Genomic DNA, 14161 nt, shown 5'->3' with positions numbered 1-14161 from the left:
CAGTAGGTTATTTAAGTTGGAATTCTGGGATTTTTATAAGATGTAATAACAAAAGAATAACTTGAAAAGGAACGGAGTCCCAATCTAAGTTCCAAATGCCATCTTCGTAGTAATTTTCTGGAACATCATGTTTAAATATGTCTGTAGCAGTCTGATAATCCTCAGCAGTATGAAGATTTAGGGGCATAAATCTATCGATAATACTTTTTGCAACTATATATGGGTCATTACTGTTGTCAGAACTTCTTTTTGCAAATGTTCTTAACTCTTCAGTATAGTTTTCCCATGTATGCCAAACGACCCATTCCAGAATTCGCCAACGACCAGTTAATGTACTAGAATTAATCCAGTCTTTGTCTCCCTGCCATCCTGCAACATCAATGGGCTCAAACATGGTTTGGCCTAATGTTGAGGTAAACCACTGAAAGCCTTCGAAATAATCTGGTTCAATGCTAAATCTTGTGACATTTAAGTATGACATAAACATGTCATAAGGACTTTTAATCTGAACACCAATAGATTTTGAATCAAAAAAATGTTCGCTCTTGAATAGAGATTTTAAAACAGTTGAAATATTAAAGTCAATTTCAAAAACACTAGCCATTTCAGAAATTACATCTTCATTAGGTGTTGGACTAACAAAATAAGTATATAGCTTACGGCAAATGTGACTTGCTATTAATGGACTTTTTTCTTCAAATAGAATACGTATAACATCATCATAACCCCAATTTCCTACTTGAGTAAAAATAGTTTTTGTCGAATCATCAAACTTATCGGGGTTAAATGTAATTGGAGCTGTCCAATGTTCTCTGTCGTTATAGCCTGTTAATGCTTTTGCTGTTTCGGTAATATCAGTTTGTGTATAACCGTTATCAACACCTAAGGTAAATAATTCGTAAAGCTCACGGGCATAATTTTCATTTGGGTTGTTTTTTCTATTTTGAAAACCATTTAAATACAAGAGCATTGCACTTGTTAAACCAACATCGCTAGTAAGGTCTTTAAAGTTGCCAAGAGCATGTTGTTCTAAAGTGGCATAATACTCATAAAGATGGTTACTTGTATAATAATCCTCAAGTCGTGTTACAAAATGATTGCTCCAAAACATTATCATCCTAGCTTTTAGACCAGTGGTAAGCATCAAATTTTTTAAGGACATCCTTAACTCTTGATGATTGGCTTGTGTTTCATCATCAAAATCGAGACCCATATTTTGATAATCAAAATATGTAAAATCAGCCCAAGAAGGGGTTGGTAATGCAGGTGTATCTTTAGATTCATCAACTAGTTGATTTATAAGTTCGCTAGGAGAAAGTAATAGTCCATTGTCTATATCTGCTTTTGATGCGTCATAGCTAAGGCGCCTGTATACATGCCTTACGCGTTCTTTATTCCAAGGGTTTTCAGTGGAAGGAACGTAGGGTTGTAATGAACTTGTGATACATGAAGTAATAACAGCCATAAGTAGAATTTTTAATTAAAAAATAATTTTGGGACACATAATATATTGAATATCTACGTGTTATGTAAGAACTCTGGATGTTTTTCGTTAAAATAATATTAAATTTAACTTTTAGGGGTCTTATAATTATACTTTATATATTTACAAAAAGCACTTTTTATGATTTTGAAAAGCAAACACATTCCTCTACTTTTTTTACTTTTTATAGGTATGATTAATTATGCTCAAAATTCAACAAAACAAAATTCTGAAATGATTCAACCACCATACTTAAAAGCAGGTGATACAGTAGCTATAGTAGCGCCTTCTGGAATATTAAAAAATAGAGAAGGCGAAGTGCAGCAAGCTGTTTCGCTATTAAAAAAATGGGGTTTGAATGCTGTAGTAGGTAAACATGTATTTAGCAAGGCTAACCATTTTGCTGGTACTGATGAGCAGAGATGTGAGGATTTTCAAAACGCATTAGATGACCCTAAAATAAGTGCTATTTGGTGCGCGAGGGGCGGTTACGGAACTGTAAGAATTTTAGACAAACTCGATTTTACTAAATTCGAAAATAATCCAAAATGGCTGATTGGCTATTCAGATATCACGGCGTTGCATAACCAATTTCATAATCGAGGATTTCAATCTTTACATGCATTAATGTGCGTGAGCTTAACCAAGGATTTAGATGATATTCGAGAAACAGTAAGTACTTTTAAATCTGCAATTTTTGGTAGCCCAGTTGATTACACATTAGAAGGTTCTAAACACAATAAGGTTGGTAATACATCTGGGCAATTAGTTGGTGGAAACTTAACCATGTTACATACCATGTTAGGTTCTGAAACTAGTATTGACACCTCTGGGAAAATTTTATTTATTGAAGAAATAGGTGAGTACAAATACCATATAGACCGTATGTTACAAAGTCTAAAACGTGCGGGTTATTTTAAAAACTGTAAAGGTCTTATTGTTGGCGATATGTCCAAAATGCGAAAAAACACTACACTTTGGGGAACTTCTGTAGAGCAATTGATTTTAGATGCTTTCGCGGAATATGATTTTCCGATTGCGTTTAATATGCCAGCAGGCCATGAAAAAGACAATAGAGCTATGGTTTTTGGTAAAACTATTGAGCTAAAAGTTACAAAAGAAAAGTCTTCAGTGGTCTATAACTAGGCTGTAATTGAATTTTCTTCATTTAATCGTATCAAATAGTTAATCCCAAATAATAGAGATAGAGTAACTATTACTAATATTGGCATTTTTGGAATATCAGATATAAATTTCAGATAGGTATTTTCAACTGTATTAGATTCCATAAATAACAAAATTAATCCAGAAATTGTTACTAACGATATAAGCGATACCAACCAAATTAATCTCTTATAAGAAGTTTTTTGAGTTTCATGGTTTGCTTCAATAGATGTCATAAGGTCATTTATAAAACCTTTTGAAGTTTCTACCGAACTCTTTTTCATAATTTTTTTTAACTGTTCTTCATTCATAATAAATAGTTTATATCATCACCCAACAATTGTCTAAGTTGAAAGTTTAGATTTTCTCTTCCGCGATGTAAATCAACCTTAATTTTTGATTTTTTAAAATTTGTTATCTCTTCGATTTCTTTGATGCTTAATTCACATAAATAAAATAATCTCAATGCTAAAGCCTCATCTGTTCTTAATTGTTTTAATGCTAGATTAATGTATTTTTTTTGGTCGGACTTCCTCATAAAGTCTTTGTTCTCAATAGGCGCAAATAAATTGCCTGTATTGTCTTCGTCTAATGAGATACTTGCTTTTCGTTTTTTTAGCTCATTGTATGAGGTATTAATTACAATGCGATAAAGCCAAGTAGAAAAGGAAGATTTAAAATTGAATGTACTTAGTTTATGAAATACTTTAATAAACACATCTTGTATAACATCTTCAGAGATTGTTAAATCCTTCAAAATAGAATATGCAAGCGAAAGTGATACATCTTTGTGTAGATAGACCAATTGTCTAAATGCACTAGTATCACCTTCGTTTACTTTACGAATTAAACTAAAATCTTCTTCTTTATTTTTCAAGTCTCTTTCTAATGAAATGTGCGGCTACTAATCCTGCTGCAGCAAAAATTAAAATCGTTCCCCAAACCAATAAATCTGTTGTGTCTTCTGTTAGGTTTAATTCAGTAAAAATGGATGATACTAATAGACCAATCCCTAATCCAAAAACAATGCAGCCTATATCTAAGTATTTGTATTTTACGGTTCTGTTTTCTAGATAAATCCCTTTGCTTATCATTTCTTTTTTTATCAAGTAGGTATACCTAGCAATTATAAAAACCACTAATAATAACCCTAATACAATAATTGTAAACCCTATAATTTCGTTGTAATCTTTCATATTTATAGTTTAAAAATGTTCTCCTAATAATTCTTCTAGCTTCTCTAAAAAAGGAAATAAGTTATCTGAATTAGCAAACATAACAAAACCATATTTTTGGTCTGGTATAAACATTGTGTAAGCTTGAAAATCCTTATTATTTCCAGTATGCAGGTGCATTAGTCCATATGGTGTTGGCTTTTGTGCAAAGCCTAAGCCCCAACCAGTTTGTCCTGTTTCTTTATAGAGTTTATTATCTTTTTTAAAGTGATTATGTTCTTTAAGCATTTCATCTCTTGTGGCTACTGAAATGTTTTTAGGGTTCATCATTTCAATAAGAAACATGGCGTAATCTTCTGCATCTGAGTGTAAGCTAAACCCTGGACCAACTTTTTTATACCTATTAATTTCTGGATTCACTTTACCTTTTATGTGACCTCTTGCTATGGTATTCTCATATTTTGAATCCCAAGTATATAAGCTTCTACCCATCCCAATTGGCAATGCAGCCTCATTAATAAAAAGAGAATCTAACTTTTTCCCCCAAGCTATACCCAATTTAGTGCCAAAAGCAGCTCCTAAATGCTGGTAAGCTTCTCCAGAATATGAAAAATCTGTTCCTGGTTTAAAAGCTATTTCGATAGGCTTTCCTTTGACCCAATTTGGGATGCCAGTTCCATGAGATAGGATAATTCTAGGCGTTAATGTTTTATAATTTTCAAGTGATGTTTCAGCAATAATTCCTTCAGGAAAAATAGCTTCTAGATAAGGAAAAATGGGTTTGTCTAAATCTATCTTCCCATCTTCGGCCATTTTCATTAAAAAATAGGCGAATAAAGGTTTTGAAAGTGATGCACCTTCAAAAAGCGTACGTTTAGTTATTGGCTCTTCTGTTTTTATGTTTTTAAAGCCAAATGTATTGTGATAAGCAATTGTATTGTCGTTAACTATTGCTATAGATAACCCAGGCAAATTAAGAGAGTCCATAGCCTTTTGAATATAATCGTTTAAGTAAGCTATTGAAATCTCGCTACCGTCAGGTAATTGTATTGATTTTGATTTGTTTTGTCCAAGCCCAACTAAACATAAGCTTGTGCAAAAAATTAAAAAATAGTGTTTTAAAGTGTTCATTTTTTGATGACTTTTTAATGTTTATAAATGTGTTATTGCGAATTCACACTTATTGGACAAGTCAACAAAAAGAAAGGTTACAAAATAATTTTTAAGCCTTAATCATCACAAACCTCATCACTAAGTTTTACGTCATTAAACTTATCCCAAACTTTATGATTAAAAGGTTGTAGTGAAAATCTGAATAAAACTGTAGTGGTGTTTAGTGTATTACAATAATAAGCTTTTACCGTACAGTTTAAGGTAATAGTGGCTTTGGTATGAAACCTATCGTAGGTTTTTATTGTCCCTGTAAAACTAGACTCTTGATTTTTAGTTTTACTAAAAGATATAGTTGCTCCTGGAACTTTCTGTTTATCGTTATCATCAGGCAACATTAAGCCATCAAAATAAGCTTTTAGGTGTGTAGTTAAATTTTCTTCGGTTTGTTTTTGTATGCCTTTTACATGCCAAACAAAAGTATAAGCCCAAAACTCGGGACTTTCTTTTTTTGACCAACCATTTGCAAATCTAATGTCTTCAAAACCTTCGTAATTGATCTCTCTGGCAAATCCTAAAGGCATTTTAATAAGTTCTTTTTTCCAAGTACTATCTGATTCTAAAACACCTAAATTTTCTTCTTGACTGTGTAATCCTGCAAACAGCAAAATTGCAATAATTGATATAATCTCTTTCATAATTTTTATAAACTCAATTTTACTTCAAAACCTATAGCATCAGAGATAAGACCATCTTTTAATTTGCCTTCAACTTCTTTTGAGTTGTAGGTAACACCCCAAAGTGTGCGGTCTATTTTAAATCGTGTAGTCATCTCTTTCTTTTGGTAATCAACTTCGGCCTGAAAATTTACGGGTAAGGTAATATCTTTTATTTTAAGATTAGCTTCCATACGCATATGTGTTGCATCATGATAAGTAACTTTAGTTATTACCAATTTTGATTTTGGAAATTTTTTCACATCAAAGAAATCTTCATTTTTAAGATGCTCTACCAAGCCTGCATTAGCTTCGGCATTTTTTATATCTAAATTTTTAATAGAATTCATATCTATCGTAAACGCACCACCAGTAATAGCTCCATTTTGTTTTAAAAAATAACCATTTTCAAAATTTATTGTGCCATCATGACCTCCAAAATAAAAAGCATATTCGCATGACCATTTAAGTTCGCTTTTAGATGTATTGATATCTAATTTTTCTATTAAGTCAGAATTTGAAGTCTGAGCATAAGTAAAAGCTGTAAAAAGTGTAATTACAATAAGCAATGTTCGTTTTTTCATGATATTATCTTTTTGATTAAAATTTGTTTTGATAAAACTAGAATGAGATAAAAGGAAGAGTGTCAAAAAAATGTAAAAGAAGTGTCAACAGTTGTAAAAAGTCATGAAATTGTATGTTATTTACAGTAATTATGAAGAGAAAGTCCATTAACACAATTTCTAGTTTTTTATTTTTCATCTTAATCTTATCATGTTCGGGTATTGAAAATGATGAGTTTTCAGAGCGTGTTAAGATTTCTTTTCGTGAGGTTGGTAATCAGTTGCTACTATCTCATCAAGATTCAACATCTCTAATTTTACCAGTTGTAGCCCTAAAGCAATCTAAGTATAGATTGTCTTTTCAAGAAGAGTTATCCTTTGAGCCTTCCAATTTGGTTTCGTTTATAGAGACTAATTTTAAGAAGGCAAATTTGCCTAAGCATTACCTAGTCGAGGTCATTCAGTGTGTAGATGATGAGGTCGCTTATAGTTATGAGATGAGTATCGATGAAGAAAGTACCATTATTCCTTGTATGAGTAGAAACTTACCTTTGGATTGCTACTATATTGAAGTGAGATTTACAAGAAGAGTGGCGTCGTTGATGAATAAAAAGACATTGCTGTATGGCAGTGTTTTAGCTGCTTTTTTATTGCTATTGTTTTTGATATATAGGAGGAAACAAGCTCTAAAAAATGAAAAGCAAAATAGCGATTATATTAAGGTTGGAAGTTTTCAGTTTTATCAAAACCAAAATAAGTTAATTAAAGAAGCTGTTGAAATTGCACTTTCAAAAAAAGAATGTGAATTATTAGCCATCTTTGTTGCTAACCCTAATCAAATTATTACCAGAGACGAACTAACTAAAAGGGTTTGGGAAGATAATGGCGTTGTTGTTGGTAGAAGTTTGGATACGTTTATTTCAAAATTAAGAAAAAAGCTTTCGGCGGATAGTTCTATAATTATTGAAAATGTCCATGGTGTAGGTTATAAGCTTGTGTTAGTAAATTAATAATATGGGATTTTACGATTTATCTAAGGTGGAGCGGAATTTACTTGTAGAAAGCATCAATCAAGAGATTGAAAATGATTTAATGCACAGTAACTCCTTATCAATTTTTAAATACTTTTCTGATGACGATACTTATATTCGCAAAACAGGGTACTTAGCTATCGGAAAAATTTTCTACGCACAAACCCAGTTACAATCAAGTGTTTTTCAGGTATTAAATGAATTAATAAAGCATGAAGATGAGTTAGTACGTCAAACCGTTATTAATGCCGCAGGTGAGATTGGGAAATTTCATTTTAATAAGATTCAGCATTTTATGGATACGAGCTTGTTCGATGCACATCATCGCGTGCGTAATGCTGTTATTGGCTCAATAAAGAAAATGGGAGAGCGAAACCCTGAACCTGTTTTGGCTTGGGCTAAAACATATTTAAAACATCCTGATAAAGAAATACGTCGTGAAATCTGCCACGGCATTGAATTAAGAGGACGAACATACCCACAAGATATTTTACCGCTTTTAAAGGAGCTAGAATTTGATGAAACCAAACGTGTATCAGATACTTTAATTCATGTGTTAGGACAAATTGCTTATAAAAAAGGGTGTTTACAAACCGTAATAACACATTTGAATACATGGAAAAACAAAGGCCTTATTGAAAAGGCCTTAGATGAAATCGTTGATGTGCATGAACGCTATAAAAAGTTTGCTGTTTTAACTCAGCAAGAAGCGATTGATTATATTGATGTTAATTATAAGCCTCATTAATCTCTTCCAAAATTTCATTTGACAATTCTTTACCATTGTCATCTATAGAAACAAACCAAACATTAGTAGTGCAAGTTCTATTAAACACATCCGTATTTGAAGAACATTTCTGTATAGTGCCTTTAACGATATAGCCAGAGTCTGTCTTCTCGGCTGAATATCCATATTCGTTGTAAAAATCTCCATAAGAGTTTTGCCAGATTTCATTTCCTTTTTTATCAGTCTTAACAACAAACATGTCATAGTTACCTTTACCATAAGAACTCGTAGAGCCAATGATTAAATAGCCATCATCTGTTGCCAAAATAGAACTTGCCTTGTCATAGCTTTTACCACCAAATTGTTGTGACCAAATTTCATTGCCATTAGGATAGTTTTTGGTTAATAATATTTGAGAAGACTTACCATCTCGAGAGCCAATAGTTGTGACATTAATAGATCCGTTTTCAGTTTCAATTTTTGGTTGAAATTTTAAGTTCGTTTTTTTGATGAATTTATTATTGAGTATGCGATTAGTTGTGAGAAGAATGTTAGTAACTCTGTTGAATTGGTCGCGCTCTATTTTTAATATATAATCAAAGACTAAAAGCTCATTTGGATTTAATATTTCTACCTCATGTTTCTTTTTCCAACCATCAAGAGTAATAATAAGTTTATTGTTTTTTAATGCAAGCGTAAAATTAACATCCAATTCTGTACTGTAATATTGTCCAACATAACTTTCTAAATCTGCAAGTGTCACTTCTTGCTTAGGTATTTTGTTATAAATACTTGTTTTTCCAGAAGGATAGAATAAGATCAATTCGTTTTTATAAAAGCCTATTTTAGTTTTAGAGTTATACGATAAGCTGTAAAGATTCTGTGCTTCTTTTTTAAGCTCTATAGGGTTGTTATTGCCGTTTCTCCAAGTTAGTTTTTCGTCTTTTTTCTCTATTCTAATCAAATAGTTACCTGGCGAGAGGTATTGACCTAAAATTTCGGTTGTTGCAATAGCATTAGATACTTCTTTCAAACGTTGGTCGTATGTAATAACTGCTTCTTTTTTTGGTAGAAATAATTTTGCCACTTCATCTGCAATAGCACCACTCCATAAATTACTGTTATTACTCATTACAAAGACAGTTAATTTTTCTTCAGGAAAACGAATGGTTTGGGAATGATAAGATCCCGTTCCTCCAGAATGGTGAACAGAGTTGTAGTTTAGTCTTTCTCCTAACTCAAGTCCAAAGCCATAGGTCTTTATTTCACTATTAGGTATTGGGCTTTGACTTTCGATTAATAATCGGTTATTGTTGAATTTTGCATTTTGTATAGCCTGTTCAAAAATCAATTGGTCCTTAAGTGAGGTAAACAAAAAACCATCGCCATATAAGTTTGTTATCATAGGATATTGTTGCCAAACACCATCACCCCAATCAGAATATGGTAAGGCCTGGTTTGGAATAACTGCCATATAGTTTTTAAGAAATACCGTATTCTCCATCCCAAGATTTTTAAAGAATTTTTCGGAATAGTCATGGAATTTTTCACCTGAAGCCACTTCAATAATTTTAGTTAGCAATGTATATCCCGAATTACTATACATGTATCTTGAACCAGGTTCAAAGGCTAAATCTTCTTGCTTTTCTAATAGTTCAATAGCATCATCATTATCTAAACCTTCTCTTCTCCACCATGGTTCTTGTTGTATACTCATTAAATCATAAAAGTCTCTAACACCACTTGTATGGTTAATTAGGTGTCTTATTTTAATTTTCTCTTTTACGCTTGGGTAGAGTTTAGGTAAGTATTTTCTAATATCATCTTCTAAACTTAGCTTTTGCTCTAGAGATAAGTTTAATATCATTAAAGCCGTAAACTGTTTTGCTGTAGATGCAATGTTAGAGCGTGAACTGGCATCAATCTTTACATTATGTTGCAGACTGGCTAAACCTTTATAGTTTTCGTAAATGATTTTCCCATCTTTAACTACACCTACAAATAACCCAGGATCATTGTCTGATAGTTTAGAATTAACAATAGCATCAATTTGTTTTATTTGTTGTTGAGCAACTAGTGAAATTGAAATTAGTAAAGCGAATAGTGTAAGTGATTTTTTCATGACGTTTTTTTAATTTGATACAAATGTCATGGTAAATAGTACGCTAAACGCTTCAAATCTTGATTTGAGACCTATTCTTTTGTTAATTTTTCTAAATAGTCTTTTGGAGAAAGAGACGTACTCTTTTTAAAAGCTCTATTAAATGTGGCTTTACTATTAAAACCACAATCTAAAGCAATCCCTAAAAGGGTAGTGGTGTTTTGCTCACCATTTTCAAATTTTTCTTTTACAGATTCAATTCTATGATGATTTACAAAATCATTAAAATTCATATTAAAACCAGAATTTACAACTGAAGATATGGTCTTTGTCGTCGTACTTAATTCTTTAGCAACATCAGAAAGTGTTAAACGGGGATTTTCAAATAAGTGATTTTCTGTCATTAATTTAGAAAGTTTGTCTTTCCATATGGTAAGGTCTTTTTCACTAGCATTTGTTGTAGTTTCATCTTTAAAAACTGAAACTTCATCTTCAAAGACATTAATCACTTTAAATTTTTCAACAGATAATGTAGTCTGTTTTATAATGTTGCTATAACCAGTAACAGCGATATAGTAAAACACAAATGAAAATGCAATATAGTGCCAGAACTGACTTCCGAATTCGCCCCATTCGGGATTAGTAATAAAAAATAGCACCCGCAATATGAGAATACCCAAAAAGGCAATCATGAAGTTTCTAATCCATTTAAACAATATAGAGTCGGCATAACTTACTGTGTCAAAAAGCAACTTTTTATAATTTGAATAGTAGCGTAAACTCAAACCAAGATAGAATGCCATCGATACTAATCCTGTTGCTTGATACCAATTTGACATATCCTTATCTCGGTAATCTGCATAGAAATAATAGTCGTCTAAAATCAATTTATCGGTAATAAAAACTACTAAGCTGTATATGGCATATAATATGGCAGGTATAAAATGAATATAGTCTTTTTTAGAAAGTTTGAACCCTGAATTTAATTGGCTTTTAGTATAAAAATAGACGACAGGTCCAATTAATAATACCTGCATAAATGGTATAAAAAACAGAATGTCCGCAGTAATTTTTTTGGAATACCAATTAGCATAACCTAACATGTAAGGTGTGATATACATGGCATACAGAAACAGTAATAAACTCAACCATTTGCTTGCTTTATTATTATGTACGATTCCTTTTCTGAGTGATAAAAACGAAAACACAATACCATGAAAAAAGAATATTAATAGTAATGAACTTTTTTGTCCAAAGCTAAAAGGGAAATCCATAGATGATATAATAATTTGAATTGATTGACACAATAAATGTAATACTATTTTTCTATTTTAGAGATATGGCGCAACATAACGAACTTGGCAAAAAAGGCGAACAATTAGCAGTGGATTTTCTTATTGAAAACAACTACGCTATTGTTGCACAGAATTACCGTTTTGAAAAAGCTGAGGTTGATATTATTGCTCAAAAGGATGATATACTGGCTATAGTTGAAGTTAAAACACGTTCTACGACAGATTTTGGAAATCCTCAAGATTTTGTAAAACCCAAACAAATAAAGAATTTAGTCAAAGCAGTTGATGAATACGTCTCAGTTAATGACTTAGACGTTGAAGTACGTTTTGATATTATAGCTATTGTAAAAGAAAAAGGAGCATTTAAGATTGAACATTTAGAAAATGCGTTTTACCATTTTTAATCTTATTTTAATAAATAAGCTAAGATTATAGGTATAGAAGTATAGAATATAAGCCCAAACTTTCTAATGTCTTTAGCTTCTTTTATTTTTCTGTCAAACCCAAATTTCTTAAACCTTTCCATTTCGGCTTTATTAAAGTCTGTGTTACTCCATCTTTTAAGTTTAGCAAAGCTAATAGGTATAAAAAAGAAACCTAAAGCTTCAGAAGCAGTTAGAGGTGTGTTTTTTCTTTTTTCGATATTTTCTTGTTCGAGATTCTTCACTTAGCTCAGAATGACATTGCGTGCGGTTATTTATAAAAATTCATTTCATCTACATATTCCCAAACATGTTCTGGTAGAAGAGGTCTTATATTTTTACCATCTTTAATAGACTTACGAATAAATGTTGAGGAGATTTCCATTATAGGTGCATCTACATGGTGGATTTTTGGATGACCATCAAATTTAGTTTCAATTTTACCTTCAGAAATTCTAGGATACACGTAAATATTATGGTTTTCTAATATAAGTTCGTAGTTTTTCCATTTGTGGAAACTCTTTAAATTATCTTCTCCCATGATTAAAGAAAACTCATGTTCAGAAAATTTTTCAAGTAAATAGGTAAGTGTATCAATAGTATAATTAGGTTCAGGTAAAGTAAACTCAATATCACTAGGTCTTAATTTATTGTAATCTTTTGTAGCTCTATATACCATCTCTAAACGCTGGTGGTTATCTAGCAGGCTACTTTTCTTTTTAAAAGGGCTTAAAGGTGTTACTACAAACCAAACTTGGTCTAAATCACTATGCTCAGCCAAATGATTGGCAATGGTTAAATGTCCAACATGAATAGGATTAAACGTGCCAAAATAGAGACCAATTTTCATGTACTAGTTGTTTACAAATTCTGAAACTAAGTTATAAGCATTTTCTAATGCCGTATCTAAATCTGAATTTACTACAATTTCATCAAACAAAGGTGCTGTGGCTAGCTCAGCAGGTGCTTTAGAAACACGCATGCTTATTTTTTCTTCACTCTCTTCACCACGTTCCTTTAGTCGTTTTACCAGTTCGTTTAAGTCTGGAGGTTTTACAAAAATAGCAATGGTTTGCTCTGGGAATTTTCGTTTTATACGTAATCCACCAGAGACATCAATGTCAAAAATTACATGTTTGCCTTTTGCCCAAATACGCTCAACCTCTTCTTTTAAAGTACCATAAAAATTATCGCGATATACTTCTTCCCACTCTAAAAATTCGTCAGCTTTAATTTTATTTTTAAACTCTTTAAGCGATAAGTAATAATAATCTTTGCCGTCAACCTCTTTACCGCGTTTTTCTCGTGATGTGGCAGAAATAGAGAACTCTAAATTGAGTTCTTCTTGTTTAAGCAAGTGACGGACAATAGTGGTTTTTCCAGAACCAGAAGGTGCTGAAAACACAATTAGTTTGCCTTGTTTGGATGTGTTTTTATCTGCCACGTTATAGAGCGTTTAACATTTGTTCTTTAATTTTTTCAAGCTCATCTTTCATCTGTACAACTAATTTTTGCATTGGGGCATAGTTAGATTTTGAACCAATAGTGTTTATCTCTCTTCCTATTTCTTGAGAAATAAAGCCTAGTTTTTTACCATTTGAATCTGCAGAATTTAAAGACGAAATAAAGTAATCCAAGTGATTATCTAACCGTACTTTTTCTTCTGTGATATCAAATTTTTCGATGTAATAAACGAGTTCTTGTTCAAAACGGTTTTCATCAACCTTTTCTTTAATATCTGCAATGCCTTTTTCAAGCCTGGCACGAACACCATCTATACGTTCTGGGTCCATTTTTATAACTTGATTTAGCAAATCTCGTAAAGACCTAATACGAGCTTCAAAATCCTGTTTTAAAGTAGCGCCTTCGTCTTCACGATAAGTTTTAATATGTTCTAAGGCTGTGTTTATTTCATTTTGGATGGCTTTCCATTCGTTTTCATCAATATCATCACGTTCTGTAGTTATGGCGTCTGGTAAGCGTATTGCCATTTTCAATAGCTCAGTTTCATTACCGTCCACAACATCTTTCAGTTGCTTAATGTATTCTCTTACAATAGTCTTATTAATTTTTGAGCTGGTATCTTCTCCAGTAACTTCTACATACAACGAAAAATCCACTTTTCCTCTCACCAAATGTTTAGCGATAAGCTTACGTATATCTAACTCTTTTGCACGGTACATAGAAGGCATGCGTACATTGAGGTCTAGATTTTTACTGTTTAGCGATTTTAATTCTATTGTTATTTTTTTGGTAGGAAGCTGAAGCACAGATTTCCCATAACCAGTCATGGATTGTATCATATAATACAGAACTTTAAAGTTGGCCAAAGGTACAAAATAGAACGGTTTTATTTTATCTTTACTGCTTCATT

General features: G+C 31.9%; 17 protein-coding genes. 4 read left to right on the top strand and 13 right to left on the bottom strand.

Going from position 1 to position 14161, the window contains the following annotated elements; all coding sequences use genetic code 11:
* Positions 1-7: 7 nt before the first annotated feature.
* Complete coding sequence (locus Q0770_RS03220) at positions 8-1465, bottom strand: DUF1800 family protein (RefSeq protein WP_299113933.1); 1458 nt, start codon at positions 1463-1465, stop codon at positions 8-10.
* A gap of 159 nt (positions 1466-1624) precedes the next feature.
* Here Q0770_RS03220 and Q0770_RS03215 point away from each other — a divergent pair, with 159 nt between their 5' ends.
* Positions 1625-2629: an LD-carboxypeptidase gene (locus Q0770_RS03215; RefSeq protein ID WP_370454711.1), complete on the top strand. Its 1005-nt coding sequence runs from the start codon at positions 1625-1627 to the stop codon at positions 2627-2629.
* Here Q0770_RS03215 and Q0770_RS03210 read toward each other — a convergent pair.
* The 6 genes from Q0770_RS03210 to Q0770_RS03185 all read right to left on the bottom strand — a co-directional run bounded on the left by Q0770_RS03210 (position 2626) and on the right by Q0770_RS03185 (position 6232).
* The gene (locus tag Q0770_RS03210) at positions 2626-2958 is read right to left on the bottom strand and encodes a hypothetical protein (RefSeq protein WP_299113931.1); all 333 of its coding nucleotides are present in this window, start codon (positions 2956-2958) and stop codon (positions 2626-2628) included. The two genes, Q0770_RS03215 and Q0770_RS03210, sit on opposite strands and share 4 nt — an antisense overlap.
* On the bottom strand, positions 2955-3524 hold the full coding sequence (locus Q0770_RS03205) for an RNA polymerase sigma factor (protein ID WP_299113930.1): 570 nt from the start codon (positions 3522-3524) through the stop codon (positions 2955-2957). Before Q0770_RS03205 ends, Q0770_RS03210 begins: the two co-directional genes overlap by 4 nt.
* Positions 3514-3843, bottom strand: coding sequence for a hypothetical protein (locus Q0770_RS03200; protein WP_299113928.1), 330 nt, complete (start codon positions 3841-3843; stop codon positions 3514-3516). The genes Q0770_RS03205 and Q0770_RS03200 overlap by 11 nt, the downstream gene beginning before the upstream one ends.
* A 9-nt stretch (positions 3844-3852) precedes the next feature.
* Positions 3853-4953 carry a serine hydrolase gene (locus tag Q0770_RS03195; RefSeq protein WP_299113926.1) on the bottom strand — a complete coding sequence of 367 codons (1101 nt, stop codon included), beginning with the start codon at positions 4951-4953 and terminating at the stop codon, positions 3853-3855.
* Positions 4954-5051: 98 nt separating this feature from the next.
* Positions 5052-5630 (bottom strand): hypothetical protein, encoded by a 579-nt coding sequence (locus Q0770_RS03190; protein WP_299113924.1) that lies wholly within the window; start codon positions 5628-5630, stop codon positions 5052-5054.
* A gap of 5 nt (positions 5631-5635) precedes the next feature.
* The gene (locus tag Q0770_RS03185; RefSeq protein WP_299113922.1) at positions 5636-6232 is read right to left on the bottom strand and encodes a YceI family protein; all 597 of its coding nucleotides are present in this window, start codon (positions 6230-6232) and stop codon (positions 5636-5638) included.
* Between the two features lie 131 nt (positions 6233-6363).
* Between Q0770_RS03185 and Q0770_RS03180 the strand changes: the two genes are divergently transcribed.
* Both Q0770_RS03180 and Q0770_RS03175 read left to right on the top strand, forming a co-directional pair.
* Positions 6364-7221: a winged helix-turn-helix domain-containing protein gene (locus Q0770_RS03180; protein ID WP_299113920.1), complete on the top strand. Its 858-nt coding sequence runs from the start codon at positions 6364-6366 to the stop codon at positions 7219-7221.
* Positions 7222-7225: 4 nt separating this feature from the next.
* Positions 7226-7990 (top strand): HEAT repeat domain-containing protein, encoded by a 765-nt coding sequence (locus Q0770_RS03175; RefSeq protein ID WP_299113918.1) that lies wholly within the window; start codon positions 7226-7228, stop codon positions 7988-7990.
* Here the strand turns inward: Q0770_RS03175 and Q0770_RS03170 are convergent.
* Positions 7971-10091 carry a serine hydrolase gene (locus Q0770_RS03170; RefSeq protein ID WP_299113915.1) on the bottom strand — a complete coding sequence of 707 codons (2121 nt, stop codon included), beginning with the start codon at positions 10089-10091 and terminating at the stop codon, positions 7971-7973. The genes Q0770_RS03175 and Q0770_RS03170 overlap by 20 nt on opposite strands.
* A 71-nt stretch (positions 10092-10162) precedes the next feature.
* Positions 10163-11344 (bottom strand): AraC family transcriptional regulator, encoded by a 1182-nt coding sequence (locus tag Q0770_RS03165; RefSeq protein ID WP_299113913.1) that lies wholly within the window; start codon positions 11342-11344, stop codon positions 10163-10165.
* A gap of 65 nt (positions 11345-11409) precedes the next feature.
* On the opposite strand from Q0770_RS03165, the gene Q0770_RS03160 reads away from it, so the two are divergent.
* Positions 11410-11769, top strand: coding sequence for a YraN family protein (locus Q0770_RS03160; RefSeq protein WP_299113911.1), 360 nt, complete (start codon positions 11410-11412; stop codon positions 11767-11769).
* Between the two features lie 2 nt (positions 11770-11771).
* Here Q0770_RS03160 and Q0770_RS03155 read toward each other — a convergent pair whose 3' ends face one another.
* Genes Q0770_RS03155 through Q0770_RS03140 form a run of 4 tightly spaced genes read right to left on the bottom strand, consistent with a single transcriptional unit; the run spans position 11772 to position 14090 of the window.
* On the bottom strand, positions 11772-12032 hold the full coding sequence (locus Q0770_RS03155; RefSeq protein ID WP_299113909.1) for a hypothetical protein: 261 nt from the start codon (positions 12030-12032) through the stop codon (positions 11772-11774).
* 26 nt (positions 12033-12058) lie between these two features.
* Positions 12059-12637, bottom strand: coding sequence for a nicotinate (nicotinamide) nucleotide adenylyltransferase (nadD, locus tag Q0770_RS03150; protein ID WP_299113907.1), 579 nt, complete (start codon positions 12635-12637; stop codon positions 12059-12061).
* Between the two features lie 3 nt (positions 12638-12640).
* Complete coding sequence (gene gmk / locus Q0770_RS03145) at positions 12641-13231, bottom strand: guanylate kinase (RefSeq protein ID WP_299113905.1); 591 nt, start codon at positions 13229-13231, stop codon at positions 12641-12643.
* Position 13232: 1 nt separating this feature from the next.
* Entirely contained in the window at positions 13233-14090 is an 858-nt protein-coding gene (locus tag Q0770_RS03140; RefSeq protein WP_299113902.1) for a YicC/YloC family endoribonuclease, read from the bottom strand.
* Between the last annotated feature and the right edge of the window lie 71 nt (positions 14091-14161).

This window comes from uncultured Winogradskyella sp. (assembly GCF_947501905.1).
Classification (GTDB): Bacteria; Bacteroidota; Bacteroidia; order Flavobacteriales; family Flavobacteriaceae; genus Winogradskyella.
The sequence above is the reverse complement of the archived record's forward strand: the minus strand, read 5'-3'. Positions and strand labels throughout refer to the sequence as shown.